Raw genomic sequence first — 25302 nt, 5'->3', positions numbered from 1 at the left:
TTTCGTTTCAGCGCCCAGGCGGCGCTGACACCTGCCAGGCCGGCACCGATGACGATAATGTCCTTGGCCACGCGCGATCGCTCCAGAATCTCATCTACAGACCGTCCTTTGAACTTCGCCGCGATGCAGATAAAAGCAAGCCATATTCCGCATTTGCCCGGTATGGATCTCATGGACAGCCTGGTTGCCCAGCTCAAAGCACTCGCCGAACCCACGCGCCTACGCGTCGTGGTCATGCTGGCGCGTGGCGAGCTGACGGTGTCCGAACTTGTCGGCATCCTGGGGCAAAGCCAGCCACGGGTCAGCCGGCACCTCAAATTGCTCACCGATGCCGGTCTGGCCGAACGTCTGCCGGAAGGCGCTTACGTCTTCTACCGCCTGACCGATAGCGGTGGTGGTCGCCGCCTGGCTGAACTGGTCAATGAAATGGTCCCGGCTGATGACCCGGTCATCGCCCGCGATGTCGAGCGCCTGGAGCGGACCAAGGCGCAGCGTGCAGCGGCGGCCCAGGACTATTTTGAAAGCGTCGCTGAGGACTGGGACCGGATCCGCAAGTTGCACTTGTCCGATGGTGCCGTGGAAGCGGCGATGCGCGATCTCGCCGGGGCCGGACCGTTCGGCCTGATGCTCGATGTCGGGGTTGCCACGGGACGCATGCTGGAGCTCTTCGCTGACCGTGTTGAGCGCGGTATCGGCATTGATATCAATCACTCCATGCTCAATGTGGCTCGTGCCAACCTGTCCGAGGCCGGGCTGACGCATTGCTCGGTCCGCCATGCCGATGTTGGTGCTTTGCCGTTTGAAAGCGACAGTGCCGATCTCGTTACCGTGCACCAGGTGCTGCACTATCTCGACGACCCGGCCATGGCAGTTTCGGAATGCGCCCGGGTTCTAAAACCCGGTGGCCGCCTCCTGGTCGTCGACTTCGCACCGCATCAGCTGGAAGAATTGCGCGAAGAGCACTTCCATCGGCGCCTGGGTTTCTCCGATGAGGAAATGTCGGAGGTCATCGAGCGCGCCGGGCTCAGCCTGTCAAAACAGGTCGATCTGCACCCGGAAGAGGATGCTGGCGAACTGACCCTGAAAATCTGGGTCGCGGCCAAGGGCTGAACTGTCGCTGCGGGTGGGAATGATGCCCTCGCCGAATTTTCTGGACGCAGTTGAATGCCGGATATAATGGGTCGCATCCATTTTCGGGGGGCAATTTGATGGAAGATAAAACCCTGCTTGGCTGGGAGGAATGGGCTACATTCCCCAAGCTTGGGCTGCCCGCGGTCAAGGCCAAAGTCGATACCGGGGCGCGAACATCGGCGCTGCATGCTGTCTCTATCGAGCCATTTGGCCCGCTGGAGAAAACGCAGGTGCGTTTCATCCTCCATCCGATTCCAGACAAGCCCGAGATCGAGATCGTCTGTTCTGCTCCTGCCGTCGACCGGCGCGAGGTCGTGTCGTCCAACGGGGAGCGCGAGTTGCGCTGGGTTATCGAAACCCCGGTACGCATCGGGGCTCGAGAATGGTTGGTCGAACTAACCCTGACCAACCGGGAAACAATGGCCTATCGCATGTTGCTGGGTCGTCAGGCGATTCCCGAGGATATGGTCGTCAACCCGACCCTGTCCTGCGTGCAGGGCCAGCTTAGTTATGACCTGTACAAGGAATTCCCCCGGAGGCGGCCGGTCAAGAGGCCGCTTCGCATAGCCATCCTCACCCGAGAGCCGAACAATTACTCGTCACAGCGATTGCGTGATGCCGCCCAAACCCGCGGGCATGTCGTTGAGATGATCAATACCGCCCGTTGCACGCTGGCTATCGATGCCAATGACCCGAAAGTCTATTACGACGGCAAGCCGCTGCCGGTGTATGACGCCGTCATTCCGCGCATTGGTGCCAGTATGACCGGGTACGGCATGGCAGTGCTGCGACAATTCTCGATGATGGGGGCCTATTGTCTCAACACGGCTGAGGCGATAGGCGCATCGCGCGATAAGCTGTTCGCGCACCAGATACTGGCGCGTTCGGGCATCAATATGCCTGTGACTGCGTTTGCGCACTCGCCGAAAGATACCGCCAATCTGATTGCTCATGTCGGGGATGCACCGCTGGTGGTCAAATTGTTGCAGTCTACGCAGGGACGCGGTGTTGTGCTCGCTGAAACCAAGAAGGCGGCGGAGTCGGTGATCGATGCGTTCCGAGGCCTTGATGCGAACTTCATTGTTCAGGAGTTTGTCAAGGAAGCGGGTGGCGCGGATATTCGCTGTTTTGTGGTTGGTGGCCGCGTGATTGCGACGATGATGAGACAGGCCGAGGAGGGAGAATTCCGCTCCAACCTTCATCGTGGTGGTACAGCGAAAAAGGTCCGTATCACCAAGCAGGAACGTATCGCGGCCGTGCAAGCCACGAAGTCTCTTGGTCTGTCCGTCGCAGGTGTCGATCTGTTGAGATCCGCTGCGGGGCCCAAAATCCTTGAGGTGAATTCCTCACCTGGCTTGGAGGGCGTTGAGCGATCCTCGGGCAAGGATGTCGCGGGTCTGATCGTCGAGTATCTAGAAACGCACGTTCGCCCTGCCCGGACTGGCAGGCGCAAAGCAGCGGCACGGACCCCCGCTGGGGCCCGCGCCGAACCGCCTAGTTCGCAGTCGGAATAATGACGCGGTCGACGACTTGGATGACGCCGTTGGAGGTCTGGATGTCGGCCTGGATCACTTCGGCATTGCCGACGCGCACGCCATTGGTGGCATCGATCAGGACGTTGGAGCCCTCAACCGTCTCCACCGACAGGATCTGACCGGCCAGCTGATCGCTGGTGATCGCACCCGGGACCACGTGGAAGGTCAGGATGTCGACCAGCTCGTGCCGGTTTTCCGGACGCAGTAGACGGTCCACTTCGCCGTGCGGCAGATTGGCAAAGGCACTGTCAACCGGGGCAAAGACCGTGAACGGTCCATCGCCCTTCAGCGTATCGACGAGGCCGGCCGCCTGAACGGCGGCGACCAGTGTGTTGAACTGGCCGGCACCGACAGCAGTGTCGACGATGTCAGCCCGGGCATTGGTGCCGTGGTGGTGAGAATTGTTCACGGCCTTCGGGTGGCTCATGGCCATAGCCGGGACAGAGACGAGGGCGGCGGCGATCGCCGCAATAGAGACAAGACGCATTATGCGCTCCCTTTTCGGTTCAGTTGCGTCCGGCGGTGGCCACCACCGGTCGCATGTCGGGGGGTGTCTCATGCATGTGACGTGAAGACTTACGCACCCGGTTGCAAAACAGATCTGAACCTTGCGGGAGTTTAATTCTCTAGTGAAAACAGTCCCCCGCCACCGGGCGTGCAAACCTCGACCCTGTCGCCCGCTTGCACTTCGATACGGAACAGGCCTTGCAGCTCCTCGACGCTTCCATCGGAGCGGATGACCCGCTGTGTCCCGGAGCGCGCATTGCCGCCGCCCTTGAGACCGAACGGGTGTTCGATCCGGCGTGAGGATAGCAGGGCCACATCCATGGGCTCCCGGAAGCGCAGGCAGCGCTGCGAGCCGTGCCCTCCACGGCAGCTCCCGTCGCCGCCGGAGTCTGGGCGGATACGGTGGTGAACCACCTCGACCGGGAAGCGTTGTTCGAGCACTTCCGGGTCGGTCATGCGCGAATTGGTCATATGGGTGTGGATCGCGTCCGTCCCGGCAAAGGGCTCGCCGTCATGACCAAATCCGGCACCCGAGCCTCCGCATATGGTCTCATAATATTGGTAGCGCGCATTGCCGAAGGTCAGATTATTCATCGTCCCCTGGCCGGCGGCGAGGCGACCGGTTGCGCCGAACAGGGCGTCGACGACAAGTTGGCTGGTCTCGACATTACCCGCCACAACAGCGGCCGGTGGACGCGGGTTGAGCAGGCAGCCTTCAGGGATGATCAGCTCGATCGGCTTGAGGCAACCCTCGTTGAGCGGGATCTTGTCGCCGACCAGACAGCGGAAGACATATAGTACGGCGGCCCGGGCGACCGATGCTGGAGCGTTGAAATTGCTTGTGCGCTGGGGCGAGGTGCCGGTGAAATCGACCACAGCCGTGCGCGCGTCCCGGTCAACGCGGATGGCAACGCGGATCTCGGCGCCATCATCAAGGCGAACCCGATGTCCGCCATCATGCAAGGCGTCGATGACGCGTCGCACGGCGCGTTCGGCATTGTCCTGGACGTGACCCATATAGGCCTTCACGACATTCAGCCCGTGATCGCCGACAAGACGCTCCAGTTCCGCAGCACCCTTGGCGCAGGCCGCAAGCTGGGCCTTGAGGTCGGCAATGTTCTGGTCCGGGTTACGGGCCGGGTAGGGCCCGCTCTCGAGCACCTCGCGGACGGAGGCGTCGAGGAAAGTGCCATTGTCGACAATGCGGACATTGCGGAATTGCACGCCTTCCTCCTCGATCGAAGTCGAAAATGGCGGCATCGACCCCGGCGCGATCCCGCCGACATCGGCATGGTGCCCGCGTGAGGCGATATAAAAGAGGCGCTCGCCGCTGGCCGGATCATGAACCGGCCGAACAATGGTGATATCAGGCAGGTGCGTGCCGCCATCATAGGGCGCGTTGACGGCAACTGCGTCTCCCGGGCCGAGATCAGGATGCGCCGCCGCGGCAGAGCGGACGCTGGCCGACATGGAGCCGAGGTGAACCGGCATGTGGGGCGCATTGGCGACGAGGCCGCCATCCGCATCGAACACGGCACAGGAAAAGTCGAGCCGTTCCTTGATGTTGACGGAATGGGCGGTGCGCTCGAGTGCGACGCCCATCTGCTCCGCCACGCTCATGAAACGGCGGTTGAACAATTCCAGCCGTACCGGATCGAGCTCGGTGCCTGCCGCTTCGCTGGCCTGGTGGCTGCCTTCGCGCTGCAGCCGCAGCATTCCGTCCTCCAACCGGTCGGCGCTCCAGCCGGTATCGAGCACAATTGTCGAATTCGCGTCCATGATCAGGGCAGGACCTGACAGGCGCGGTCCGACCGGAAGATCCTCAAGCCGGTAGACGGGGCAATCCTCAGCTTTGCCATCAATGACCATTGCAGCGCTACCGGCAGGAGCCGGTGCATCGCCCAGCGACATGTTCAAGGTCCAATCGCGCGATCCGGGCGGGGCAGCGGCGGCCTCAACCGTGATCGACTCCACCATCAGCTGCCCGGCCGGCATGAAGCCGAATAGCTGTTCATGCGCATTCCGGAATTCGGTGCGCATGCTTTCCGGGTCCGCCAGCGCGATGGGGATGGTCGTATCGGTGCCCTCGACCTTGATGCGGAGGTCGACACTGCGGCGGATCGTGTCTGCGGCAATGCCGGCCTGTATCAGGGCGTGCGAGGTTTCCCCAACCAGTCGTTCGACCGCCTCGCCGACCGTTCCGAGTGCGGTGCCTAGGGGAGCGCCGATTGCGGCCTGCCGGGTTTCCACCAGATCGGCCAGGCCGATGCCGAGCGCCGAGAGCAAGCCGGCATAGGGGTGAACCAGAACGGTTACCATACCGAGGCCTTCGGCGACCGTGCAGGCATGCTGGGCGCCGGCACCGCCAAAGGCCGACAGGGCATAACGGCCCGGGTCGACACCTTCAGCAATCGAGATCTGCTTGATCGCCTGCGCCATGCTCTCGATGGCCACCGCGAGAAAGCCTTCCGCGGCGGCCTCCGGGGACGGCAAATCCATGGCATTCGCCAGCTCGGCCAGGCGTTGACGGCTCGCCCCGACATCGATCGGGGCCTTGCCATCGGGGCCAAATTTATGCGGGAACCAGTCCGGCTGGATGCGGCCCAAAACAACATTGGCATCGGTTACGGTTGCCGGCCCGCCGCGCCCGTAGGCGGCTGGTCCAGGCTGGGCACCGGCACTTTCCGGTCCGACACGGGCCCTTTCGCCATCAAAGCTGAGGATGGAACCGCCACCGGCGGCAACCGTGTGAACGGCCATCATCGGCGCGCGCAGGCGCTGGCCCGCGACCTCGGTGTCCTCGACCCGAGCATAGCGCTGCCCGTCGAAGCGGGACACGTCGGTAGAGGTGCCACCCATGTCGAAACCAATCACGCGCGGATAGCCGGACTTGAGCGCCGTTTGCGCCATGCCGACCACGCCTCCGGCCGGCCCGGACAAGACGGCATCGCGGGCATGGAAATTCTCCGCCGGTGCGAGACCGCCTGAGGATTGCATGAAGTAGAGCGGTGTCCCGTCGACACCCGCTGCGACCCGCCCGACATAGTCTTTGAGAACCGGGGTGAGATAGGCATCCAGAACAGTCGTCGAAGCGCGCGGAACGATCTTGATCAGCGGGCTGGCGACCGAGGAGCGCAGGACCGTGTCGAACCCGGCGGCGCGGGCCAGAGCTTCGGCGCGCTCCTCATGCTCGCTATTGCGCCAGGCATGCATGAAGGCGATGGCAACTGTCTTGAGCCCGTCTCGCCGGGCCTGTTCGAGGCTCGCCTTGAGTGTCGCCTCGTTCAGCGGGGTCTGTACCCTACCGTCCGCGCTGAGGCGTTCCTCCACCTCTTCCACGCGCTCATAAAGCGGCGCGGGTCGCTTGAGATCGAGTGCGAAAATATCCGGCCGGGTCTGATCGCCGATAATCAGCAGGTCCTCGAAGCCGGCGGTGACGAGAAAGAGGGTGGGATCGCCCTTTCGCTCCAGCAGGGCATTGGTCGCAACCGTCGTGCCCATCTTGACCGCGGCGACTGGAGCGCCCGCGCTTAACCGCTTCACCCCTTCGCTGGCCGCGTCCTGATATTCCGGGCTTTCCGAGAGGAGTTTGAGCGCATGCAGGCGGCCATCAGGCGCGCGGCCGAGAATGTCGGTGAAGGTGCCGCCCCGATCGATCCAGAATTCCCAGTCCTGCGACATGCCCGCTCCCCTGATCAGCGGGGCGAGCCTAGCGGCGGAGCTTGGCGAGGCAAGTCCGGTCTGCGGCGAAATACCCTAGGAGAATTTGCACCGCCCCTCTCGCATGTACGGCGGTGAACGCTTACATTGCATGCGAAAGACGGATGGCTGATGAGTTTTTGGCGCAAGCTTGCGGCCCGGCTTCAGGGCCGGGACTGTTTCCTTGAATGCGACGGTTTCGATTGCGGCCCGGAGCGTCGGGTCGGTGATGCCGATTTTGCCATGGCTCTCATCGGTCTCGGTGCCAAGCTGGCCAAAGCCGATGGGGTCGTTACCCGTAGCGAGATCAAGGCCTTCTACGAAGTGTTCAGACCGCCGCCGGAAGGGCGCGATGCGCTGGACCGGGCCTTCGAGCTCGCCATGCAGACCACGCTTGGGTTCGAGGGTTATGCCCGGAGGTTAGCGCGCCGTTTTCGTGCGCATCCGGCCATTCTTGAAGATGTGCTCGATGGTCTCTTCCATATCGCCAAGGCCGATGGTGCCGTGACGGCGAGCGAGCTCGACTTCCTGGAATCCGTCGCCGAGGAGTTCGGTTTCACCCCGCTGGAATATCGTCGCGTTTATACCGCTCATATGGGCGCACCGGAGGATGACCCCTACGTCATCTTGGGCATTGATGCGGATATTTCCGACGCGGACCTCAAGCGCGCCTACCGTCGTATTGCGACTCAAAATCACCCTGATCGCATGATCGCCCGCGGAGCCCCGCCCGCGGCGCAGAAACTTGCCGATGAAAAAATGGCGGCCATTAACGTGGCTTACGGGAGAATTCTGGAAGAAAGAGGTATCCTGGCCGGGGCAGCCAATTGACCTCGGCGGTGTAAATGCCAACATGTAGGGGTGAGGGGATCAAAAGAGACGGTGCAGGATGACTGAAACGCATCAAACAACATCTGGGCCTCGCGCCGGTCGCGTACTTCGCGATGTCCTGGCCGCGGTGATTGCCGTGGCGACCATAGCGCTGGTCTTTATCCTCGCCGCCATGCTGACTGCCGTCTTCCTCGCCATTCTCGGTGCGGCCCTTATTGCCGGGGGCGCCTATTGGCTCTGGCTCAAGGTGCGCCGCCGCAAGAGTGATGATAGCCCGGAAGTGCTCGTCGCCACGCGCGGTCCGGAAGGCTGGACCGTAGATGGTCTGGGCGGATCCAAGCGCCGCGACTAGGTGCGGCTGTCCCGGCTTTCATCGAAAACACGCCAATGTGACTGTATGGCTGTGCGTCGTGTGTCCAATCATCCATTCGAATTCGTTTGGAGCCGATGATGCGTCGCGTCCTGATCCTGCTTTCCATCCTTCTGCCCCTTATGCTGGTCGGTTGCGTCAGCATGGGGTTGCCGAAAGTCTCTGCGCGCGGCGCTGATGAACCGGCCCGGCCTCTGATCGCGCCCCAGGCGGAAACGCTCGATAGCTGGAATGCAGCGCGGGCGCCCCTGCTGGAGGCCTTTGAGCGTGAGGTCTATGGCACTTATCCCGATCTGGGTGAGACCGTGGTGCTCGATCGTACTCTCGTCGATGTCGGGGCTTTTGGCGGGCGTGGCGATATTGAGGAATATCACCTCCGAATGGCCGGGCAGGAGACCTATCTGGTCACCATTACCCCCGCTGATGCGGGCGAGCCGGTGCCGACTATTATCCTGCAGATGTTCTGCGGCAATCGCGCCGCTCTGGGAGGGCGCGAGGACATCACCAGCGGCCCCAATGATCCGGGGTGTGATCCGAACAGCTGGTTTGCTGGAGCCATCCGCATGGTCTTCGGCCGCCACATTATGGAGCCGCCGATCGACGATATCCTCGATCGCGGCTATGCGCTGGCGATCATATATCCCGGCGATGTGGTGCCGGATCGCTCGACCAGTGGCCTTGCTGCGCTGGATGTGATGATGCCGGAGACCCCAAGCGGTGCCATCACGGTGTGGGCCTGGGTCTATTCCCGTGTCGTTGACGTCCTCGACGCCGACCCGCGGTATGATCCGGCCCGGACGGCGGTCTGGGGGCATTCCCGCAATGGCAAGTCCGCGCTTCTGGCGGCCGTCTATGACCCGCGGATTGATCTCGTGATTTCCCACCAGGCCGGAACCGGGGGCACGACGCTATCGCGATCCCATGCCGGGGAGAGTATCGGCCAGATCACGGAAAGCTATCCGCACTGGTTTGCGCCTGCCTATGCGGAATATGCCGGTAATGAAGAGGCGCTGTCGGTTGACCAGCACCAGCTTATCGCCCTGGCGGCCCCGCGTCCGGTGCTGATCGGCGGAGCCTGGCGCGATCAATGGTCGGATCCGCAGGGCAGTTTTCGGGCCGCGCGTTCGGCCAATCCGGTTTACGCACTTTACGGGTCCGATGGACTGCGCCAGCCCAGCATGTCGGATTTTGACCCGACCGCGGACCTGGCTCTGTTCATGCGCGGTGGTCTGCATGGAGTGCAGCCCTCGGACTGGGACAATTTCTTTGCTTTTCTCGACGCCCATTTCCAGCCGTCAAACCCGCACACGGAATGATGGCTTGTATCGATGCCGCGCTCGCGCGATGTATCGATCATGAGATGGCGTGATTTCCTCGCCCTTGTCGCCGTTTGCGTCGTCTGGGGACTCAATTTTGTTGTGGCGAAATTCTCGGTGACCGGGGATCCCGGCTGGGTGCCCGGTTTCGATGGGGCGCCGCCGATCTTTTTTGCCTTTCTGCGCTTCGCCTTGCTGTACGCCTTCCTCGCGCCTTGGCTCAGGCCGGGGCCGGCGGACATGAAGACCATGTTCGGTGTCGCCATGTGCATGGGGGCGCTGCAATACGTTCTGATCTTCATGGGCCTGCAATGGGCTACGCCGTCGGGGATGGCCATTGCCCTGCAGCTCGGCGTGCCCTTTGCCACCATTCTCTCAGTTGTACTGTTGAAGGAACATGTCGGCCCGGTGAGGCTGATGGGCATTATCGTGGCGTTCGCCGGGATCATTATCGTCGTCGCCAATCCGGGCGAGGCAGACCTGTCGCTGGGGCTTCTGATCGGGATCGGCGCGGCCTTCGTTGGCGCTCTGGGCATGATCCTGGTCAAGCGCATGCCGCTGGATAGTATCCGCATGCAGGCCTGGATCGGGCTGATTTCTTGGCCGCCGCTTCTGGTGCTCTCGCTGGTCTTCGAGCGCGACCAGATCGCCGCATCGCTGGACGGGGGCTGGATCTTCCTGGCCGCTCTCATCTTCACCGTCGTGCTGGTGAACATTTTCGGCCATGGCGTCTTCTACAATCTACTGAAGCGCTATGATGCCACGCTGATCGCGCCTCTGACCCTGATGGCACCACTGGTCGGCGTCATCTCCGGCCTGGTCATCACCAATGACCCGATTGGCTGGCGTCTCATTGTTGGTGGCGGTCTAACCCTGGTCGGCGTGGGCGTGATTGCTCTACGGCAGAACCGGAAGCTGCCCAATGCCGGACTGGCGCGCGAAAAGACGCTCTGACTCACCATGCCTGACGTGATCGAAAGCCCATCGCCGAATTTCAATGACCGCAAACTGCCGGTCTCGCTGATCATCCTGCATTACACCGGGATGGAAGACGGTCCCTCGGCGCTGGCGCGCATGTGTGATGAGGAGGCCCAGGTCTCTGCGCATTACATGATCGAAGAGGATGGCCGTGTTTTTCGCCTCGTCGATGAGGGCAAGCGCGCCTGGCATGCCGGTGTCAGCTCCTGGCGCGGTGAGTGCGATATCAACTCCGCTTCAATCGGTATTGAGATCGTCAATGGCGGGCATGATTTCGGTTTGCCGGACTTCCCGCCGGTCCAGATCGAGGCCGTGATCGCACTCGTGCGCGATATCATGCAGCGCTATCAGCTCAAATCGCACCAGGTGATTGGTCATTCCGATATCGCCCCCGGGCGCAAGATTGATCCCGGTGAGCGTTTCCCATGGGGTCAGCTGGCCGAGGCCGGTTGTGCGCTCGCACCGATGGATATCCGGCCTGACGGTTTGGACGCCGACGCCGCGTTGAGGGTTATCGGTTATGGGCTGGAAGCCGGGTTGCCGACCGTGGTCGAAGCCTTCCAGCGCCGCTATCGGCCTGCTCGCGTCGACGGTGTTATCGATGCTGAGACCGAGGCGCTCATTGGGGGCGTATTGGCCGCACGGACCTGAGCCTGGGCCGGCTGTAGGCGCGGCAGGCAATTGACGCGCAGGGCGTCTCATCCCTATGTAGCCTTGATCAGGCGGCTGGACGGTCGCGGCAGCAAGGCTGGAAACGGCGCTGTCGAGGAAAGTCCGGGCTCCACGGAGACAAGGTGCCGGGTAGCGCCCGGCGGGGGTAACCCCAGGGAAAGCGCAGCAGAGAGTAGACCGCCTTCGGTGCTTCGGTTCCGGGGGTAAGGGTGAAACGGTGCGGTAAGAGCGCACCGCCCCGACCGTAAGGAAGGGGGCACGGCAAGCCCCACCTGGAGCAAGACCGAATAGGGATGAGCGCGGTTCGCCGCACATGTGTTTCCGCATGTCATCCGGGTAGGTCGCACCAGGTGCGCCGCAAGGCGCATCGCAGATGAATGATCGTCGCCCCGCTCGCGGGGAACAGAACCCGGCTTACAGGCCGCCTGATCCTTGTCCCTCGCCCCGGCCCGGGCATCCCACAAGATTATATCTTATTCGGAAAGAATGCCCCGCCTCATGGGATTTCGCGCCCCCGCATGGGGTTGTTAGCGGTTGGACTGTGGATATTAACTTAATTTTCCGGATTTGTTCTCTTTGCGCGCCGATCTGAATACTTGGATTGGCGCGTTATTGCATGAAATTCGGCCTCTTCGTCATTGTCTCCCATCAAATCCCATGTTATCCCATAGTTAACCATGCAGGGGCTGCTGGTTGGTTCGGGGAGCGAGCGGGCGTGTTTTTGTCCACCACCATCAATGGCGTCGATGCGAAGGGGCGGGTTTCCGTGCCGGCGGATTTTCGCGCCGTGGTGCGGGGCGGGCCGTTTGACGGCATCATCGTCTGGCCTTCGTTTGATGGCCCCTATCTCGAGGGCGGTGGTCAGGCCCTGCTCGAGCGCTACCAGGCCCTGATCGAGGACATGGACCCGTATGATGATGCTCGCATCGCCTTTGAGCGGGCCATTTTCGGTGCCGCTAAGCCGCTCGCCTTTGATGCCAATGGTCGCGTGACCCTGCCCAAGGAGCTCAGCGATCATGCGGGGCTGGACGGCAAGGCGACTTTCGTCGGCCTGGGGTCTCGCTTCGAAATCTGGGCGCCGGAAGCCTTCGAGGAGCACAAGCGCAATGCCCAGGCCTTCGCGCGAGACAACAAGCGCTCGCTGCGTCCGGGTGCGCGTGCGGGAGGTGTATCGTGAGCCACGTCCCAGTTCTCCTGAATGAAGTGCTCGAGGCCCTCGATCCGAGCGAGGGCGATTGCATCATTGACGGCACCTTCGGCGCCGGCGGCTATAGTCGTGCCATTCTGGAGGCGGCCGGGGTGGATCTGATCGCGATCGACCGGGATCCGTCCGTTAAGGTTAATGCAGACGCATTCGCCGCCGAGTTCGGTGAGCGGTTTTTCTTCTATGCTGGCCCGTTTTCCGAGCTTGAGCAGGCGGCCAATGATGTCGGTCGGGACCATGTGGATGGTGTCGTGCTGGATATCGGCGTGTCGTCCATGCAGATCGACCTGGGCGAGCGGGGTTTCTCCTTTGCCAAGCCGGGGCCGCTGGACATGCGCATGGCGCAGGATGGGCCCAGCGCGGCCGATGCGGTCAATCGTCTGAGCGAAGCCGATCTGGCAGATATATTTTATGTCTACGGTGAAGAGCGCCGCTCCCGTCGGGCTGCGAAATTCATCGTCGAGGCCCGTCGCGAGGCTCCAATCGAGACAACCGAGCGTCTTGCCGAGATCGTTTCCCGCGCAATTGGCGGAAAACATTTGAAGATTCATCCCGCGACGCGGGTCTTCCAGGCCTTGCGGATTTTCGTCAATGACGAGCTCGGTGAGCTGGCGCGTGCACTTGAGGCCGCTGAGCGGCTGCTCGCGCCGGGTGGGCGGCTGGTTGTGGTTACCTTCCATTCACTGGAGGACCGCATGGTTAAAGCCTTCTTCCGGGCCCGTTCCGGTCTGGCAGGAGGTGGCGGCTCGCGTCATGCACCGGCTGTCGAGCAAGGTCCCGCAGCGGCGTTCAAGCTTGTGACCCGCCAGGCCGTTACGGCCGGCGCGGAGGAGATTGATGCCAATCCGCGTTCCCGCTCGGCCAAGTTGCGCGCTGCGATCCGCACCGAGGCACCGGCCTGGGCCAAGGGTGATCCGCTGCACCAGGCTGTTGTTCCGCTTGCACGTTTGGAGGCTGCGTCGTGATCCGCACCTTGAATGTCATCGCTCTTGTCGTCGCCGTCGCCCTGGCGGCGGCGCTGTATATCGCCAAGACCGAAGCGAAGTCGGCACAGGAACGGCTGGAAACGATACAGGCTCAGCTGGCTGAGGAGCGCCGCCAGATCAATGTGCTCAATGTCGAGATCGCTCATCTGGAAGAGCCCGAACGTCTGCGCCAGCTGGCGCGTCAGTATTTGGGCTTCGAGCCGCTTGATCCGGCCCGAGAGATCACCATGAATGACTTGCCGCTGCTGGTCGATCGTCGCGAGGATGAGCAGACACTGCGCGGGGATATGGTTCTGGCCGGACAGGTCCCGGAAGAACTGCCGGCCCAGGCACGGCGTGCCGGAGGGCCACGCTGATGAAGTGGTGGCCTTTCAGGAAGTCGGTTTCCAGCGAGGCCACGACCCCTGCGCCGCCAGCTCTGACCGAGGCGGCGCCCGCTGACATGTCTCGCCTCTTGCGGCTGGAAAGCGAGGAGACCCAGGCGCTTGATGCGGCTCGCAGTCGCCTGCGCATTATTGGTATGGCGCTCGCGGTCGGGTTTTCCATTCTCGGTGTCAAGGCCGTGACCATGGCGACCGGCGGGGCGGTGGAGCGCGCGCCGCGCATGGTGGCGGACGCAGAGCCGGCGACGCGTGGCGATATCTTCGATCGGACCGGGCAGGTGCTGGCGACAACGCTGGAGACGCACTCCCTTTACGCCGATGCGACCGATGTCTGGGATCCGGTAGAAACGGCCCAGGCCCTGCGCACGGTTCTGCCGCACCTCGATGAAGGCCGGCTCATCCGCGACCTGTCCTCGCGCCGGCCCTTTGTCTGGATTCAACGGAATTTGACGCCGCGTCAGCGCCAGGCGGTTTTTTCGCTGGGATTGCCGGGTATTGGTTTTCGTACCGAGCCGCGCCGTGTCTATCCGCGCGGCCGGCTGGCCTCGCACATTGTTGGCTACACCGATCGTGATCTGAACGGGCTGGCGGGCTCGGAGCGCGCGTTCAACTCAGCCCTTTCGGCCGGTGATGGTCGCCCGGTCGCGTTGTCGATCGATATGGGTGTACAGTTTCACCTCGACGAGGTCCTGCGTCTGGCCATGGCCGAGTTCGAGGCGATGGCGGCGATCGGTGTGGTGATGAATGTCCGCTCCGGCGAGATTGTCGGCATGGTTTCCCTGCCGGATTTCGACCCCAACCGGCCGATGGATGCAGCCAATGGCGAGCGTCTCAACCGGGCCGCCCAATCCGTTTACGAAATGGGGTCGACCTTCAAGGCCTTCACCGTGGCCCTGGCGCTGGAGACAGGCACGGCGACTCTGGAAAGCGGCTATGATGCCAGCAATCCTCTGCAGTTGGGCGGGCATACGATCAGTGACTTCCATGCCGAAGAACGCTGGCTGACCCTGTCGGAGATTTTCACCCATTCCTCCAATATCGGTTCCTCGCTGATGGCGCTCGAGGCCGGGGGTGAGGCCCAGCGCGGCTTTCTTGGTGATTTGCGGTTGCTGGAGCGCGCGCCTATCGAGCTGGCCGAAAGTGCCGACCCGATCTTGCCGCGCCAGTGGTATGAGACTGAAACCGCGACGATCTCCTACGGTCATGGTATCGCCGTAAGTCCCATTGCGACGATCGCGGCGTTTGCGGCGATCGCCAATGATGGCGTCTACGTTCCGCCAACCCTCCTCCCGGTAGCGGCCAATGAAACGGTGTTGTCTGAGCGCGTCATGAGCTCGGAGACAGCGCAGGATGTTCTGTCACTGATGCGTGAGAATGTCGCCAACGGAACCGGGGGGCGCGCCGAGGCGCCGGGTTATCTTGTGGCCGGCAAGACCGGGACAGCGGAGAAGCCGAGCCGCGGCGGTTATGATTCCGACCGCCTTATTTCCTCCTTCTCGGCGGTCTTCCCATACGACGATCCGCAATATGCAGTCCTTGTGATGCTCGACGAACCGCAAGGCAATGAATCGACCTATGGCTACGCCACGGGGGGATGGACTGCGGCGCCGGCGACGGGCGAGATCATCTCCCGTATTGCGCCGATCCTCGGCGTGGAACGCCGTGATGCCGATCCCGACAGCCGGGCTCAAATGGTCCGCGCGGCCTTGATGCCGGAGATGATCCCGTGACCCTTGCCGACCTCCTCGATAGCGCGCTTGTGCAGCCCGGTTTCGACGCGATCGAGGTGACCGATATCACCCTGGACAGCCGCAAGGCGGGACCGGGCTGTGTGTTTGCGGCGTTGCCTGGTGTGAAGGTGCACGGCCGCCAGTTCGCCGCTTCCGCGGCCGAGCGTGGGGCGGTCGCCGTTATCAGCGATGCACCGATCGACGGGATCGGTGTGCCGGTGATTGCTGTGGAAGATCCTGCGGCACTGTTTTCCTTCATGGCGGCGAAAGTCTTTCCCGGTCAGCCCGAACATGTCGTGGCGGTTACCGGGACCAACGGCAAAAGCTCCACCGTTGAATTCCTGCGCCAGATCTGGGTCAAGGCAGGGATTGATGGCGCCAGCCTGGGTACGCTCGGCGTCACCCGGGGGCATGAGCGTGAAGTGACCGGATATACGACGCCCGATGCGGCCGCCCTGCAAAAGGCGTTGAGTGCCCTCGCGAGCGAGGGGGTGACCCACCTGGCCATGGAGGCGTCGAGCCACGGGCTCAAGCAGCGCCGGATGGAAGCGGTCAATCTCAAGATCGCCGGCTTTTCCAACCTGACCCAAGACCACCTCGATTATCATCCGGATTTCGAAGACTATTTCCGCTCCAAACAGCGCCTCTTCACCGAGCGATTGCCGGTGAGCGGCACAGCCGTCATCAATATTGACGGCGAGTGGGGCGTGAAGATTGCTCAGAGCACGCGGGCGAGAGGGGTAAAGACCCTGACGATTGGCTGGCGCGGCGAAGATCTGCAATTGCTCGAAGTCGTGCCTCGCCCGGCGAGCCAGAGCGTGGCCTTCAACTGGGGCGGTGAGACGATCCGGATGGAAGTGCCGCTGGTCGGCGAGTTCCAGGTGCTCAACGCCATCCTCGCCGCTGCGATTGCCTTTGAGGAAGGGCTGGACCGGGATCTCGTCATTGCCGCGCTGCAAAGCCTTGAAGGCGTCGCCGGCCGATTGGAGAAGGTTGGTGAAACCGCCGATGCAGCTCCGGTCCTGGTTGATTACGCCCACACGCCTGATGGTCTGGACAAGCTGATCCGCGCCGCACGGCCGCATACACGAGGCCGCATTCTCGTGGTCTTCGGATGCGGCGGCGACCGTGATCCCGACAAGCGCTCCAAGATGGGTGCGATTGCCGAAGAACTGGCCGATATGGTCATCGTCACCGACGATAACCCGCGCTCCGAAGATCCCGCCGACATTCGCCGGGCGGTCATGGCTGGCTGCCCGAGCGCCACCGAGATCGCCGATCGTGAGGAGGCGATTTTCCACGCGGTCACCGAATTGCGCGAAGGCGACTGCCTGCTGATTGCGGGCAAGGGCCATGAGACCGGGCAGACGGTTGGCGATGTCGTTCATCCGTTTGATGATCGTGAGGTCGGCGCCCGGGCGCTCAAGGCGCGGGAGGCCAGCCATGTCTGAACCGCTCTGGACCGCCAAACAGGTCATGGCCGCCACGGGTGGTGAGCTGCTCGGCTCCACCGAATGGCAGGCTGGCGGCGTCTCTATCGATACCCGTACGCTCAAGCCGGGCGATATATTCGTCGCCCTTAAAGATGTCCGCGACGGTCATGCTTTCGTGCCCGACGCCATGGCGCGTGGTGCGTCCGCAGCCCTGGTCGAACGCGCTGATGCCGGGCCGGGCAATCTGATCAAGGTATCCGATACTCTGGGCGCCTTGCAGGCACTCGGCGAAGCCGCACGCCGCCGATCAAGCGCGGTGCGCGTCGCTGTGACAGGGTCGGTTGGCAAGACCAGCGTCAAGGAAGCGATTGCGGCGGTGTTCCGGGCTGCGGGGTCGGCGCATTGGAGTGTTGCGTCGTACAATAATCATTGGGGCGTACCCCTGACTCTGGCGCGCATGCCGCGCGCGACGGAGCGCGGTGTATTCGAAATGGGCATGAACCATGCCGGCGAGATCCGTGAACTCTCCACCATGGTCAGGCCGCATGTGGCGCTGATCACCCGGATTGCACCGGCGCACCTGGAGAACCTTGGAACCGTCGAGGCTATCGCCGATGCCAAGGGCGAGATTTTTGAAGGGCTTGAGACCGATGGGGTCGCAATTTACCCCGCCGATGATGCCCATGCCGAACGCCTCGCCCGCCATGCGAAGCACTCCTCTGCGGCCTTCATGCTGGAATTCGGCACCAAAGCCGGTTCGGCAATTCGCATCGAGAGTTTCGAAACCGATGCCCAGGGCTCTCGCGGCATGATCGATGTGCTTGGGGTCCGGGTTCCGTTTCGCCTGGCGGCTTCGGGCGATCACTGGGCCTGGAATACCGGTGCCATTTTCGCCGCTGCAGCGGCTGCCGGGCTTGATGCCCGTCATGTGTCAGAAGCCCTGAGCGCGGTCGATGCCGAGCGTGGACGCGGACAGGCGCTTGATGTTGAGCTGCCGGATGGTGGACGTTTCACCCTGCTGGACGACGCCTATAACGCCAATCCGGTGTCGATGCGGGCGGCGATCAGCGCTCTCGGTGCGGTCGAGCCGGGCCCTGGGGGGCGCCGCATCGCCATCATGGGGGATATGCTGGAACTGGGTAAGACCTCGCCCACGCTGCACGCCGAGCTGACCGGGCCCCTGGAAGATGCCCGGGCCGATCTGGTGTTTTGCTGCGGCGGGCTGATGCGCAACCTCCAAGACGCCTTGCCCGCAGCGATGCGCGCAGGCTATGCCCACACCGCTAGCGATCTTCTCGAACTGGTCAAAGCGGCGATCAAGCCGGGTGATGTGGTCCTGATCAAAGGATCACATGGGTCCGGTCTTCATAAGATTGCCTCAGTTCTCGCCGATGGCAGTGCGTTCACGCTTACGGAGGCCTGAAACAGCCCATGCTCTACTTGTTGTTTGCGCCGCTGGCGGAAGACCTCCAGCTGGCCAACCTGTTTCGCTATATCACCTTCCGGACCGGCGGTGCGCTGATGACGGCGCTAATCATCGCCTTTGCGTTCGGCAAGCCGATGATTGGATGGCTGCGGCGCAAGCAGGGCAGGGGCCAGCCGATCCGGGAAGAGGGCATTGAGCGACATGTGATCGAAAAGGCCGGCACCCCGACCATGGGCGGCTTCCTGATCCTTCTCGGTGTCATGGTTGGCACACTGCTCTGGGCTGACCTGTCCAATCAGTATGTCTGGATTGTGATTTTCGTCACCGGTGGCTTCGGTCTGATTGGCTTTATCGACGACTATCTCAAGGTCTCCAAGCAAAACACGGCGGGTTTCAGTGGCAAGCTGAAGCTGCTGGGCGAGTTCGTCATCGCCCTGATTGCCGTGTTCTGGGCCACTCATGTCGCACGTGAGAGCGGTATGGACCCGGCCATGGCGACCTCTGTTGCCTTTCCTTTCTTCAAGGACTTCGTCCTCAATATCGGCCCGCTCTTCTTCGTCTTCGGCTGTATTGTCATTGTCGGCGCGGGCAATGCGGTGAACATGACGGACGGGCTCGACGGGCTGGCCATTGTGCCGGTGATGATTGCCGCGGCGACCTTTGGCGCCATTGCCTATGTCGTCGGACGGGTTGATTTCGCCGAATATCTCCAGGTTCACCACACGCCGGGAACGGGCGAGCTGCTGGTCTTCTGCGGCGCTCTTCTCGGGGGTGGTCTCGGCTTCCTGTGGTGGAATGCCCCGCCGGCCATGATCTTCATGGGCGATACCGGGTCTCTTTCCCTGGGCGGCGCGCTCGGGGCCATCGCCGTCGCGGTCAAGCACGAGATCGTTCTCGCCATTGTCGGCGGTCTGTTCGTGCTGGAGATGGTGTCTGTCATGGTGCAGGTCGCCAGTTTCCGTCTCACCGGTAAGCGGGTCTTCCGTATGGCTCCCATTCATCATCATTATGAGAAAAAGGGATGGGCCGAGCCGACAATCGTGATCCGGTTCTGGATCATTGCCGTCATTCTCGCCCTTATCGGACTGGCCACTCTGAAGCTGAGATAGGATAAACGGCGCATGATCCCGATCCAGACATATAAGGGCCGGCGCGTTGCCGTGTTCGGATTGGGCCGCACCGGTATCACCGCCGCGCGGGCGCTGAAAGCGGGTGGCGCCGAAGTGTCGGCCTGGGATGACTCCGAGCCGGCGCGGGAAAAAGCCATCGCCGAAGGCATCGAGCTGGACGATCTCAATCGACGCGATTGGGGCGATATCGCCGCGCTGATCCTGTCACCGGGTGTACCGCTAACCCATCCCAAGCCGCATCGCATGGTCGAGCTGGCCAAGGCCGTCGGCGCGCCCGTGATCGGGGATATGGAGCTTTTCGCCCAGGCCCTCAATGCGCTGCCGAGCCGCCGCCGGCCGAAAATCATCGGCATCACAGGAACCAACGGGAAGTCCACCACGACCGCCCTGATCGGCCATATCCTGCGTGCCACCGGGCGCAATGCTATCGTGGCCGGGAATATCGGCGATGCCATCCTGGCGCAGGACCCACCCCGGGCGGGCTCTTATTATGTGCTGGAGCTGTCCTCCTACCAGATCGATCTGACCCAGTCGCTGCGCTGCGATGTGGCGATCATGCTGAATATTTCACCCGACCATCTCGAGCGTCATGGCGGGTTCGACAATTATTTCGAGGCCAAGATTCGTCTGTTTGAAATGCAGGCCCCCGACGGCATTGCCGTCATCGGTATCGATAATGACGAGACCAATGCCTGCTATTCGCGCCTGCGCCGCGAGCGAGGTGAGGAGCTGGTGATCCCGATTTCTGCCGGTCGCGTGTTTGCGCGCGGCGTGTTTGCGCTCGGCACCAAGGTTTACGAGGCAATCGACAGCGCGTCGGTTCCTCTGGTCGATCTCAAGCAGGCCCGCGCGCTTCCTGGCAAGCACAACGCCCAGAACGCGGCCGCAGCCATGGCGGCTGTTCGCGCGCTTGGTGTGGGCGGCCGCGCAGCGGCGGAGGCGATGAAGAGCTTTGGAGGCCTGCCGCACCGACAGGAGCTGGTCGCCCTGCATCACGGCATTCGCTTCATCAATGACAGCAAGGCGACCAATGCACTGGCGGCACTGCAGGCGCTCGGGTCGTACGAAAATATCTACTGGATCGCTGGCGGACGCGGGAAGGATGATGACCTCTCGGTTATGCGCCCGGGCTATGAACGTGTCGCCAAGGCTTTTCTGATTGGCGAGGCCGAGGATGAGTTCGCAGCCGAGCTGGATGGGCGTTTGTCCTACGAGCGGTGCGGCGACCTGGCCAACGCAGTTCGCGCGGCCTTCCTGGCGGCGCGGGCGGATGGCCGCCCGGATCCGGTGGTGCTTTTGTCGCCGGCCGCAGCCTCCTTTGACCAGTTTGCCAATTTCGAGGCCCGTGGTGCAGAATTCGCGCAGCATGCCTTGCAGCTGGAGGACGCCGATAATGATGGCGAGGCCGTGGAGAGTGTCGCTTGATGGCGCTGGCCCCACGCGTCGTGATTACCTGGTGGCGCGGGGTCGACCGCACCTTGCTGTTCACCATTCTGGCGCTGATCGTAACGGGTTTACTCCTGTCCATGGCCGCGAGTCCGGCCGCGGCTGACAGGCTTGGTTATTCCGACCCGTTCCATTTCATCTATCGCCAGGGCGTGTTCGCGACACTCAGCGTGGCCGGCTTGTTGTTCGTTTCCTCGCTCAGCGCGAAGGGCGCGCGGCGTCTTGCAGCGCTGGCCCTGCTTGGCTCACTCGTCCTGATGTTGGCTTTGCCCTTCATCGGTCACGAGGTGAAAGGCGCAACGCGGTGGATACGCATTGGCAGTTTCGGCCTGCAGCCGTCCGAATTCCTCAAGCCGGCGCTGATCGTGACGGCGGCCTGGCTGTTTGCCGAGGAAAAGCGCGGGGCGCCGATCCCCGGGCGGATTATCGCGTTCGGGATCTATCTGGCATCCGTGGCCCTGTTGATGATCCAGCCTGATTTTGGCCAGACCGTCCTTTTGACCCTGTGTTTTGGCGGTGTGTTTTTCATCTCCGGCCTGTCCTGGATCTGGGTCGTGGGCCTCGGCGGGCTGGCGGCCGCCGGTTCGGCGGCGGCCTATATGACCTTCCCGCATATCGCCAGCCGCGTGGACCGTTTCATCAATCCGGAGAGTGGTGACAATTATCAGATCGAGCGCGCTGTCGAGGCGATTTCGCGTGGCGGGGTCGCCGGGGTTGGTCCTGGCGAGGGAGAGGTGAAACACTTCCTGCCCGATGCCCATACCGACTTCATATTCTCTGTCGCCGCTGAAGAATTTGGTCTTCTGGCCTCACTCTCGATTATCGGCCTGTTCTCGATTTTCGTCATCCGCGCCTGGATGCAGGCCATGCGCCTGACCGATCATTTTGCCCAGCTCGCCGTGGCGGGTCTCGGGCTGCAATTCGGTTTGCAGGCGCTTGTCAACATCGCCGTGAACTTGAACCTGATCCCGCCGAAGGGCATGACTTTGCCATTCGTTTCCTACGGGGGATCGTCGATGCTGGCTCTGGCCTTTGGTGCAGGGCTATTGCTCGCCTTCACCCGCCGCCGCCCGGGGGCTTATTCGAGCCGTTACGCCATATGACACCACGCCGATGTTTGATTGCCGCCGGGGGAACCGGCGGACACCTCTTTCCTGCCCGGGCCGCCGCTGAAGCCCTGATCGAGCGCGGCTGGCAGATCCGTCTTGTCACCGACGCCCGCGGGATGAAGCACACCGAGGGCTTCCCGGCCGTTGCGATTGACGAGATCCATGCTGCCAGCCCGTCGACCAAAAACCCCGTCAAGCTGCTCAAGGCCGGCATCGAGCTGACCCAGGGGCTGGCCCAGGCGCAGGGTATTCTCAAAGCCTGGAAGCCGGACGTGGTGGCGGGGTTTGGCGGCTATCCGGCCTTTCCGGCGCTGGCCGCTGCCCAGGTGGCGCGTATCCCGTTTTGTATCCATGAGCAGAATTCCGTTCTGGGGCGCGTCAACCGTGTCTTTGCCGCCAAGGCCGGCTTCGTTGCGTCCGGTTTCGAACGGCTTGACCGGCTGCCGGAGCGCGCCCGCAAGCGTCACATGCTGACGGGCAACCCGCTGCGCGATCCGATCGTGGCCGCCCGGGCGGCCGGTTATCCGGAATTGAGCGAGGCGGGCCGCATCAATCTCCTGGTGCTGGGCGGTTCTCTGGGAGCGCGTCTGCTTTCGGAAACGGTCCCGGCAGCGATCGCACAACTCCCGGAATCGCTCAGGTCTCGCCTTGATGTCGTCCAACAAACGCGCGAGGAAAACCTCGATGTGGCGCGCAAGACCTATGAGGACGCCGGCGTGAACGCGACCTGTGAACCCTTCTTCCACAATGTCGGTGAGCTCTATGCCGCCTGCCACCTCGTGATCGGAAGGGCCGGAGCCTCAACCGTGTCAGAGGTCATGGGGGTCGGCCGGCCGGCGATTTTCTGTCCGCTCGGCATTGCGACCGATGACCATCAGACCGCCAATACGGACAGCCTGACCCAGGCGCTTGCCGCCGATGTCCTGACAGAAGCCGATTTCACTGCCGACCGTCTTGCAGACCTGCTCGAGGCGCGGCTGACCAATACCAAGGATCTCACCGAACGGGCCGCCGCCGCGCGCTCGCTCGGCCGGCCCGATGCCGCAGACGCACTTGCCAAGGCGGTCGACGGACTTGTTACCGGAGCACTCGTATGAATTTCGCAGCCTTGCCCTTTCCCGTCGGGCCGGTCCACTTCGTCGGTATCGGCGGTATTGGCATGAGCGGTATCGCTGAGGTGATGCTGAACCTGGGCTATAAGGTCCAGGGGTCCGACATCAAGGCCAATCCCAATGTCGAGCGCTTGCGTTCAAAGGGCGCCAGCATCGCCATTGGCCATGCCGGCGAAAATGTCGAGGGTGCGGGCGCCATTGTCGTGTCCACGGCGATCAAGCCCGACAATCCGGAGCTCGTTGCGGCGCGGGCCGCCAAAATCCCGGTCGTCCGCCGCGCCGAGATGCTGGCAGAGTTGATGCGTCTGAAATTCGCCGTCGCTGTCGGCGGTACGCATGGCAAGACGACGACCACATCATTGGCGGCGGTACTGATGGATGCGGCGGGCGTCGATCCGACCGTGATCAATGGCGGCATTATTTCCGCCTACCAGTCCAACGCCAAGGTGGGACTGGGTGACTGGATGGCGGTCGAGGCTGATGAGAGCGATGGCTCTTTCCTCAAGCTGCGCTCGACCGTGGCCATCGTCACCAATATCGACCCGGAGCATATGGAGCATTACGGCGATTTCGACACGCTGCGCCAGGCCTTCCGTCAGTTTGTCGAGAACCTGCCCTTCTACGGGTTCGCCGTGCTGTGTACCGACCATCCTGAGGTGCAGTCCCTCGCCAGCCGCGTCGAGGACCGCCGGGTCATCACCTATGGCCTCAACCCGCAGGCCGATGTGCGCGCCGAGAATGCCCGCGCCGAGCCGTCCGGTTCGACCTTCGACGTCGCCTTCCGCGTGCGTGGCCAGGAGGAAGAGACCTGGCGCGACCTGCACCTGCCCATGGTTGGCGAGCACAATGTGCTCAACACGCTGGCAGCGCTGGTGACCGCACGTGAGCTGGGGCTGACCGAGGACAAGGCCAGGTCGGCCCTCGCTGAGTTCGGCGGGGTGAAGCGTCGCTTCACCAAGGCCGGTAGCTGGAACGGTGCAACCATTATCGATGATTACGGCCATCACCCGGTCGAGATCGCTGCGGTCCTGAAGGCCGCGCGCCAGGCCTCGACTAGCAAGGTCATCGCCATCATGCAGCCGCACCGCTATTCGCGCCTGGCTGACCTGTTTGAGGACTTCTCCACCTGCTTTAACGATGCCGACACGGTGATGGTGTCCAATGTCTTTGAAGCTGGCGAGGACCCGATTGAGGGCGTGGATCGCGACAGCCTGGTGGAAAGCCTGGTCGCGCATGGTCACCGTGAAGCCATCGCCGTGACGCGCAATGATGTGGCGCGTGAAGTGAAAGACCGGGCCAGCGAGGGGGATGTCGTCATCTTCCTCGGTGCCGGAGATATCACCCAGTGGGCCTATGCCCTGCAGGGTGAGCTGGAGGCGCTGGCTTGAGCCTGATTTCTCGCCTTCCGGAGGTGCGCGGCAAGTATATCGAAAACGCGCCCCTGAAAGATGTGACCTGGCTGCGGGTCGGTGGTCCGGCGGATGTGATGTACCTGCCGGCGGATGAGGATGATCTCGCGACGTTTCTGGCGGCGGCGCCTGCGGATGTGCCGGTGTATGTCCTGGGTGCGGGCTCGAACACGCTGGTGCGTGATGGCGGTATCCGCGGCGTGGTCATTCGATTGGCCGGTCCGTTCGCGCGGTCTGAAGCGATTTCAAATACGCAGATCAAGGCCGGCGCGGGTGCGCTGGACAAGATGGTCGCCAAGACGGCGCAGAAGTCCGGGATTGCCGGGCTGGAATATCTGGTAGGCGTTCCAGGAATGATCGGCGGGGCCCTGCGGATGAATGCGGGCTGTTATGACCAGGAAACCAAGGATGTTGTGATCGAGGCTCGGGCCGTTGACCGGCAGGGGCAGATCCATACGGCTTCGCCGCGGGAGCTGGCCTACAGCTATCGCCATTCCGGAGCCCCGGAGGACTGGATATTCACATCCGCAATATTCCAGGGCCAGCGCGACGACCCCGCTGCGATCCTGGAACGTATGGAGGCGATCACGACACGTCGTGAGGGCACGCAGCCGATCCGCGAGAAGACCTCCGGCTCCACTTTCGCCAATCCCGATGCCCCCGGCACTGTGAACCAGCGCAAATCCTGGCAGCTCATCGACAGTGTCGGCGGTCGCGGGCTCACACGCGGCGGTGCCAGCTTTTCCGAGCAGCATTGCAACTTCCTGATCAATGACGGCACCGCGACCGCAGCTGATCTGGAAGGTCTGGGCGAAGAAGTTCGTGCGCGTGTGAAGCAACAGCACGGCGTCGAACTGCGCTGGGAAGTCAAACGGGTGGGGGAAAAGGACTAGAG

General features: G+C 62.7%; 21 protein-coding genes and 1 other RNA gene. 20 read left to right on the top strand and 2 right to left on the bottom strand.

Annotated features, from left to right (window positions below; all coding sequences use genetic code 11):
* Positions 1 to 171 precede the first annotated feature (171 nt).
* Both Q1V51_RS09790 and rimK read left to right on the top strand, forming a co-directional pair.
* Entirely contained in the window at positions 172 to 1110 is a 939-nt protein-coding gene (locus Q1V51_RS09790; RefSeq protein WP_300555828.1) for a metalloregulator ArsR/SmtB family transcription factor, read from the top strand.
* Positions 1111 to 1208: 98 nt separating this feature from the next.
* A complete protein-coding gene (gene rimK / locus Q1V51_RS09785) occupies positions 1209 to 2645 on the top strand; it encodes a 30S ribosomal protein S6--L-glutamate ligase (RefSeq protein ID WP_300555826.1) in 1437 nt (478 codons plus the stop codon).
* Here the strand turns inward: rimK and Q1V51_RS09780 are convergent.
* Both Q1V51_RS09780 and Q1V51_RS09775 read right to left on the bottom strand, forming a co-directional pair.
* Positions 2626 to 3093, bottom strand: a complete 468-nt coding sequence (locus Q1V51_RS09780; protein ID WP_366522734.1) for a fasciclin domain-containing protein — start codon at positions 3091 to 3093, stop codon at positions 2626 to 2628. The two genes, rimK and Q1V51_RS09780, sit on opposite strands and share 20 nt — an antisense overlap.
* A gap of 191 nt (positions 3094 to 3284) precedes the next feature.
* Positions 3285 to 6854 carry a hydantoinase B/oxoprolinase family protein gene (locus Q1V51_RS09775; RefSeq protein ID WP_300555823.1) on the bottom strand — a complete coding sequence of 1190 codons (3570 nt, stop codon included), beginning with the start codon at positions 6852 to 6854 and terminating at the stop codon, positions 3285 to 3287.
* Positions 6855 to 7004: 150 nt separating this feature from the next.
* On the opposite strand from Q1V51_RS09775, the gene Q1V51_RS09770 reads away from it, so the two are divergent.
* The 18 genes from Q1V51_RS09770 (at position 7005) to murB (ending at position 25300) form a co-directional block, all read left to right on the top strand.
* Complete coding sequence (locus Q1V51_RS09770; RefSeq protein ID WP_300555821.1) at positions 7005 to 7703, top strand: molecular chaperone DjiA; 699 nt, start codon at positions 7005 to 7007, stop codon at positions 7701 to 7703.
* A gap of 58 nt (positions 7704 to 7761) precedes the next feature.
* Positions 7762 to 8055, top strand: coding sequence for a hypothetical protein (locus Q1V51_RS09765; protein WP_300555819.1), 294 nt, complete (start codon positions 7762 to 7764; stop codon positions 8053 to 8055).
* Between the two features lie 98 nt (positions 8056 to 8153).
* Entirely contained in the window at positions 8154 to 9389 is a 1236-nt protein-coding gene (locus tag Q1V51_RS09760) for a hypothetical protein (protein ID WP_300555817.1), read from the top strand.
* A gap of 12 nt (positions 9390 to 9401) precedes the next feature.
* Positions 9402 to 10343, top strand: coding sequence for an EamA family transporter (locus Q1V51_RS09755; protein ID WP_300555815.1), 942 nt, complete (start codon positions 9402 to 9404; stop codon positions 10341 to 10343).
* 6 nt (positions 10344 to 10349) lie between these two features.
* Positions 10350 to 11018, top strand: coding sequence for an N-acetylmuramoyl-L-alanine amidase (locus Q1V51_RS09750; protein WP_300555813.1), 669 nt, complete (start codon positions 10350 to 10352; stop codon positions 11016 to 11018).
* Positions 11019 to 11085: 67 nt separating this feature from the next.
* Positions 11086 to 11472: RNase P RNA component class A (gene rnpB, locus Q1V51_RS09745), an RNA gene on the top strand.
* Positions 11473 to 11754: 282 nt separating this feature from the next.
* A complete protein-coding gene (locus tag Q1V51_RS09740) occupies positions 11755 to 12216 on the top strand; it encodes a division/cell wall cluster transcriptional repressor MraZ (RefSeq protein WP_300555811.1) in 462 nt (153 codons plus the stop codon).
* Positions 12213 to 13208 carry a 16S rRNA (cytosine(1402)-N(4))-methyltransferase RsmH gene (gene rsmH / locus Q1V51_RS09735; protein WP_300555809.1) on the top strand — a complete coding sequence of 332 codons (996 nt, stop codon included), beginning with the start codon at positions 12213 to 12215 and terminating at the stop codon, positions 13206 to 13208. The genes Q1V51_RS09740 and rsmH overlap by 4 nt, the downstream gene beginning before the upstream one ends.
* Positions 13205 to 13585 (top strand): hypothetical protein, encoded by a 381-nt coding sequence (locus Q1V51_RS09730; RefSeq protein ID WP_300555807.1) that lies wholly within the window; start codon positions 13205 to 13207, stop codon positions 13583 to 13585. Before rsmH ends, Q1V51_RS09730 begins: the two co-directional genes overlap by 4 nt.
* 86 nt (positions 13586 to 13671) lie before the next feature.
* A complete protein-coding gene (locus tag Q1V51_RS09725; RefSeq protein WP_300555805.1) occupies positions 13672 to 15342 on the top strand; it encodes a penicillin-binding protein 2 in 1671 nt (556 codons plus the stop codon).
* Positions 15339 to 16793, top strand: a complete 1455-nt coding sequence (locus Q1V51_RS09720) for a UDP-N-acetylmuramoyl-L-alanyl-D-glutamate--2,6-diaminopimelate ligase (protein WP_300555803.1) — start codon at positions 15339 to 15341, stop codon at positions 16791 to 16793. The genes Q1V51_RS09725 and Q1V51_RS09720 overlap by 4 nt, the downstream gene beginning before the upstream one ends.
* Positions 16786 to 18198: a UDP-N-acetylmuramoyl-tripeptide--D-alanyl-D-alanine ligase gene (murF, locus tag Q1V51_RS09715; protein WP_300555801.1), complete on the top strand. Its 1413-nt coding sequence runs from the start codon at positions 16786 to 16788 to the stop codon at positions 18196 to 18198. The genes Q1V51_RS09720 and murF overlap by 8 nt, the downstream gene beginning before the upstream one ends.
* Before the next feature lie 8 nt (positions 18199 to 18206).
* On the top strand, positions 18207 to 19310 hold the full coding sequence (gene mraY, locus Q1V51_RS09710; protein ID WP_300555799.1) for a phospho-N-acetylmuramoyl-pentapeptide-transferase: 1104 nt from the start codon (positions 18207 to 18209) through the stop codon (positions 19308 to 19310).
* Positions 19311 to 19322: 12 nt separating this feature from the next.
* A complete protein-coding gene (gene murD, locus Q1V51_RS09705) occupies positions 19323 to 20756 on the top strand; it encodes a UDP-N-acetylmuramoyl-L-alanine--D-glutamate ligase (RefSeq protein ID WP_300555797.1) in 1434 nt (477 codons plus the stop codon).
* Positions 20756 to 21880, top strand: a complete 1125-nt coding sequence (gene ftsW / locus Q1V51_RS09700) for a putative lipid II flippase FtsW (protein ID WP_300555795.1) — start codon at positions 20756 to 20758, stop codon at positions 21878 to 21880. Before murD ends, ftsW begins: the two co-directional genes overlap by 1 nt.
* Complete coding sequence (murG, locus tag Q1V51_RS09695) at positions 21877 to 22983, top strand: undecaprenyldiphospho-muramoylpentapeptide beta-N-acetylglucosaminyltransferase (RefSeq protein WP_300555793.1); 1107 nt, start codon at positions 21877 to 21879, stop codon at positions 22981 to 22983. The genes ftsW and murG overlap by 4 nt, the downstream gene beginning before the upstream one ends.
* Positions 22980 to 24386 carry a UDP-N-acetylmuramate--L-alanine ligase gene (gene murC / locus Q1V51_RS09690; RefSeq protein WP_300555791.1) on the top strand — a complete coding sequence of 469 codons (1407 nt, stop codon included), beginning with the start codon at positions 22980 to 22982 and terminating at the stop codon, positions 24384 to 24386. The genes murG and murC overlap by 4 nt, the downstream gene beginning before the upstream one ends.
* Positions 24383 to 25300, top strand: coding sequence for a UDP-N-acetylmuramate dehydrogenase (gene murB / locus Q1V51_RS09685; protein ID WP_300555789.1), 918 nt, complete (start codon positions 24383 to 24385; stop codon positions 25298 to 25300). The genes murC and murB overlap by 4 nt, the downstream gene beginning before the upstream one ends.
* Positions 25301 to 25302 lie beyond the last annotated feature (2 nt).

The organism is Maricaulis sp., from assembly GCF_030149235.1.
In the GTDB taxonomy this organism is placed as follows: domain Bacteria; phylum Pseudomonadota; class Alphaproteobacteria; order Caulobacterales; family Maricaulaceae; genus Maricaulis.
The sequence above is the reverse complement of the archived record's forward strand: the minus strand, read 5'-3'. Positions and strand labels throughout refer to the sequence as shown.

What these genes read in the sequence shown, in the direction of transcription:
- Q1V51_RS09790 (WP_300555828.1), top strand. Translation starts at nt 172, where the DNA reads ATGGACAGCCTGGTTGCCCAGCTCAAAGCACTCGCCGAACCCACGCGC.
- rimK (WP_300555826.1), top strand. Translation starts at nt 1,209, where the DNA reads ATGGAAGATAAAACCCTGCTTGGCTGGGAGGAATGGGCTACATTCCCC.
- Q1V51_RS09780 (WP_366522734.1), bottom strand. Translation starts at nt 3,093, where the DNA reads ATGAGCCACCCGAAGGCCGTGAACAATTCTCACCACCACGGCACCAAT.
- Q1V51_RS09775 (WP_300555823.1), bottom strand. Translation starts at nt 6,854, where the DNA reads ATGTCGCAGGACTGGGAATTCTGGATCGATCGGGGCGGCACCTTCACC.
- Q1V51_RS09770 (WP_300555821.1), top strand. Translation starts at nt 7,005, where the DNA reads ATGAGTTTTTGGCGCAAGCTTGCGGCCCGGCTTCAGGGCCGGGACTGT.
- Q1V51_RS09765 (WP_300555819.1), top strand. Translation starts at nt 7,762, where the DNA reads ATGACTGAAACGCATCAAACAACATCTGGGCCTCGCGCCGGTCGCGTA.
- Q1V51_RS09760 (WP_300555817.1), top strand. Translation starts at nt 8,154, where the DNA reads ATGCGTCGCGTCCTGATCCTGCTTTCCATCCTTCTGCCCCTTATGCTG.
- Q1V51_RS09755 (WP_300555815.1), top strand. Translation starts at nt 9,402, where the DNA reads ATGCCGCGCTCGCGCGATGTATCGATCATGAGATGGCGTGATTTCCTC.
- Q1V51_RS09750 (WP_300555813.1), top strand. Translation starts at nt 10,350, where the DNA reads ATGCCTGACGTGATCGAAAGCCCATCGCCGAATTTCAATGACCGCAAA.
- Q1V51_RS09725 (WP_300555805.1), top strand. Translation starts at nt 13,672, where the DNA reads ATGTCTCGCCTCTTGCGGCTGGAAAGCGAGGAGACCCAGGCGCTTGAT.
- murF (WP_300555801.1), top strand. Translation starts at nt 16,786, where the DNA reads ATGTCTGAACCGCTCTGGACCGCCAAACAGGTCATGGCCGCCACGGGT.
- mraY (WP_300555799.1), top strand. Translation starts at nt 18,207, where the DNA reads ATGCTCTACTTGTTGTTTGCGCCGCTGGCGGAAGACCTCCAGCTGGCC.
- murD (WP_300555797.1), top strand. Translation starts at nt 19,323, where the DNA reads ATGATCCCGATCCAGACATATAAGGGCCGGCGCGTTGCCGTGTTCGGA.
- ftsW (WP_300555795.1), top strand. Translation starts at nt 20,756, where the DNA reads ATGGCGCTGGCCCCACGCGTCGTGATTACCTGGTGGCGCGGGGTCGAC.
- murG (WP_300555793.1), top strand. Translation starts at nt 21,877, where the DNA reads ATGACACCACGCCGATGTTTGATTGCCGCCGGGGGAACCGGCGGACAC.
- murC (WP_300555791.1), top strand. Translation starts at nt 22,980, where the DNA reads ATGAATTTCGCAGCCTTGCCCTTTCCCGTCGGGCCGGTCCACTTCGTC.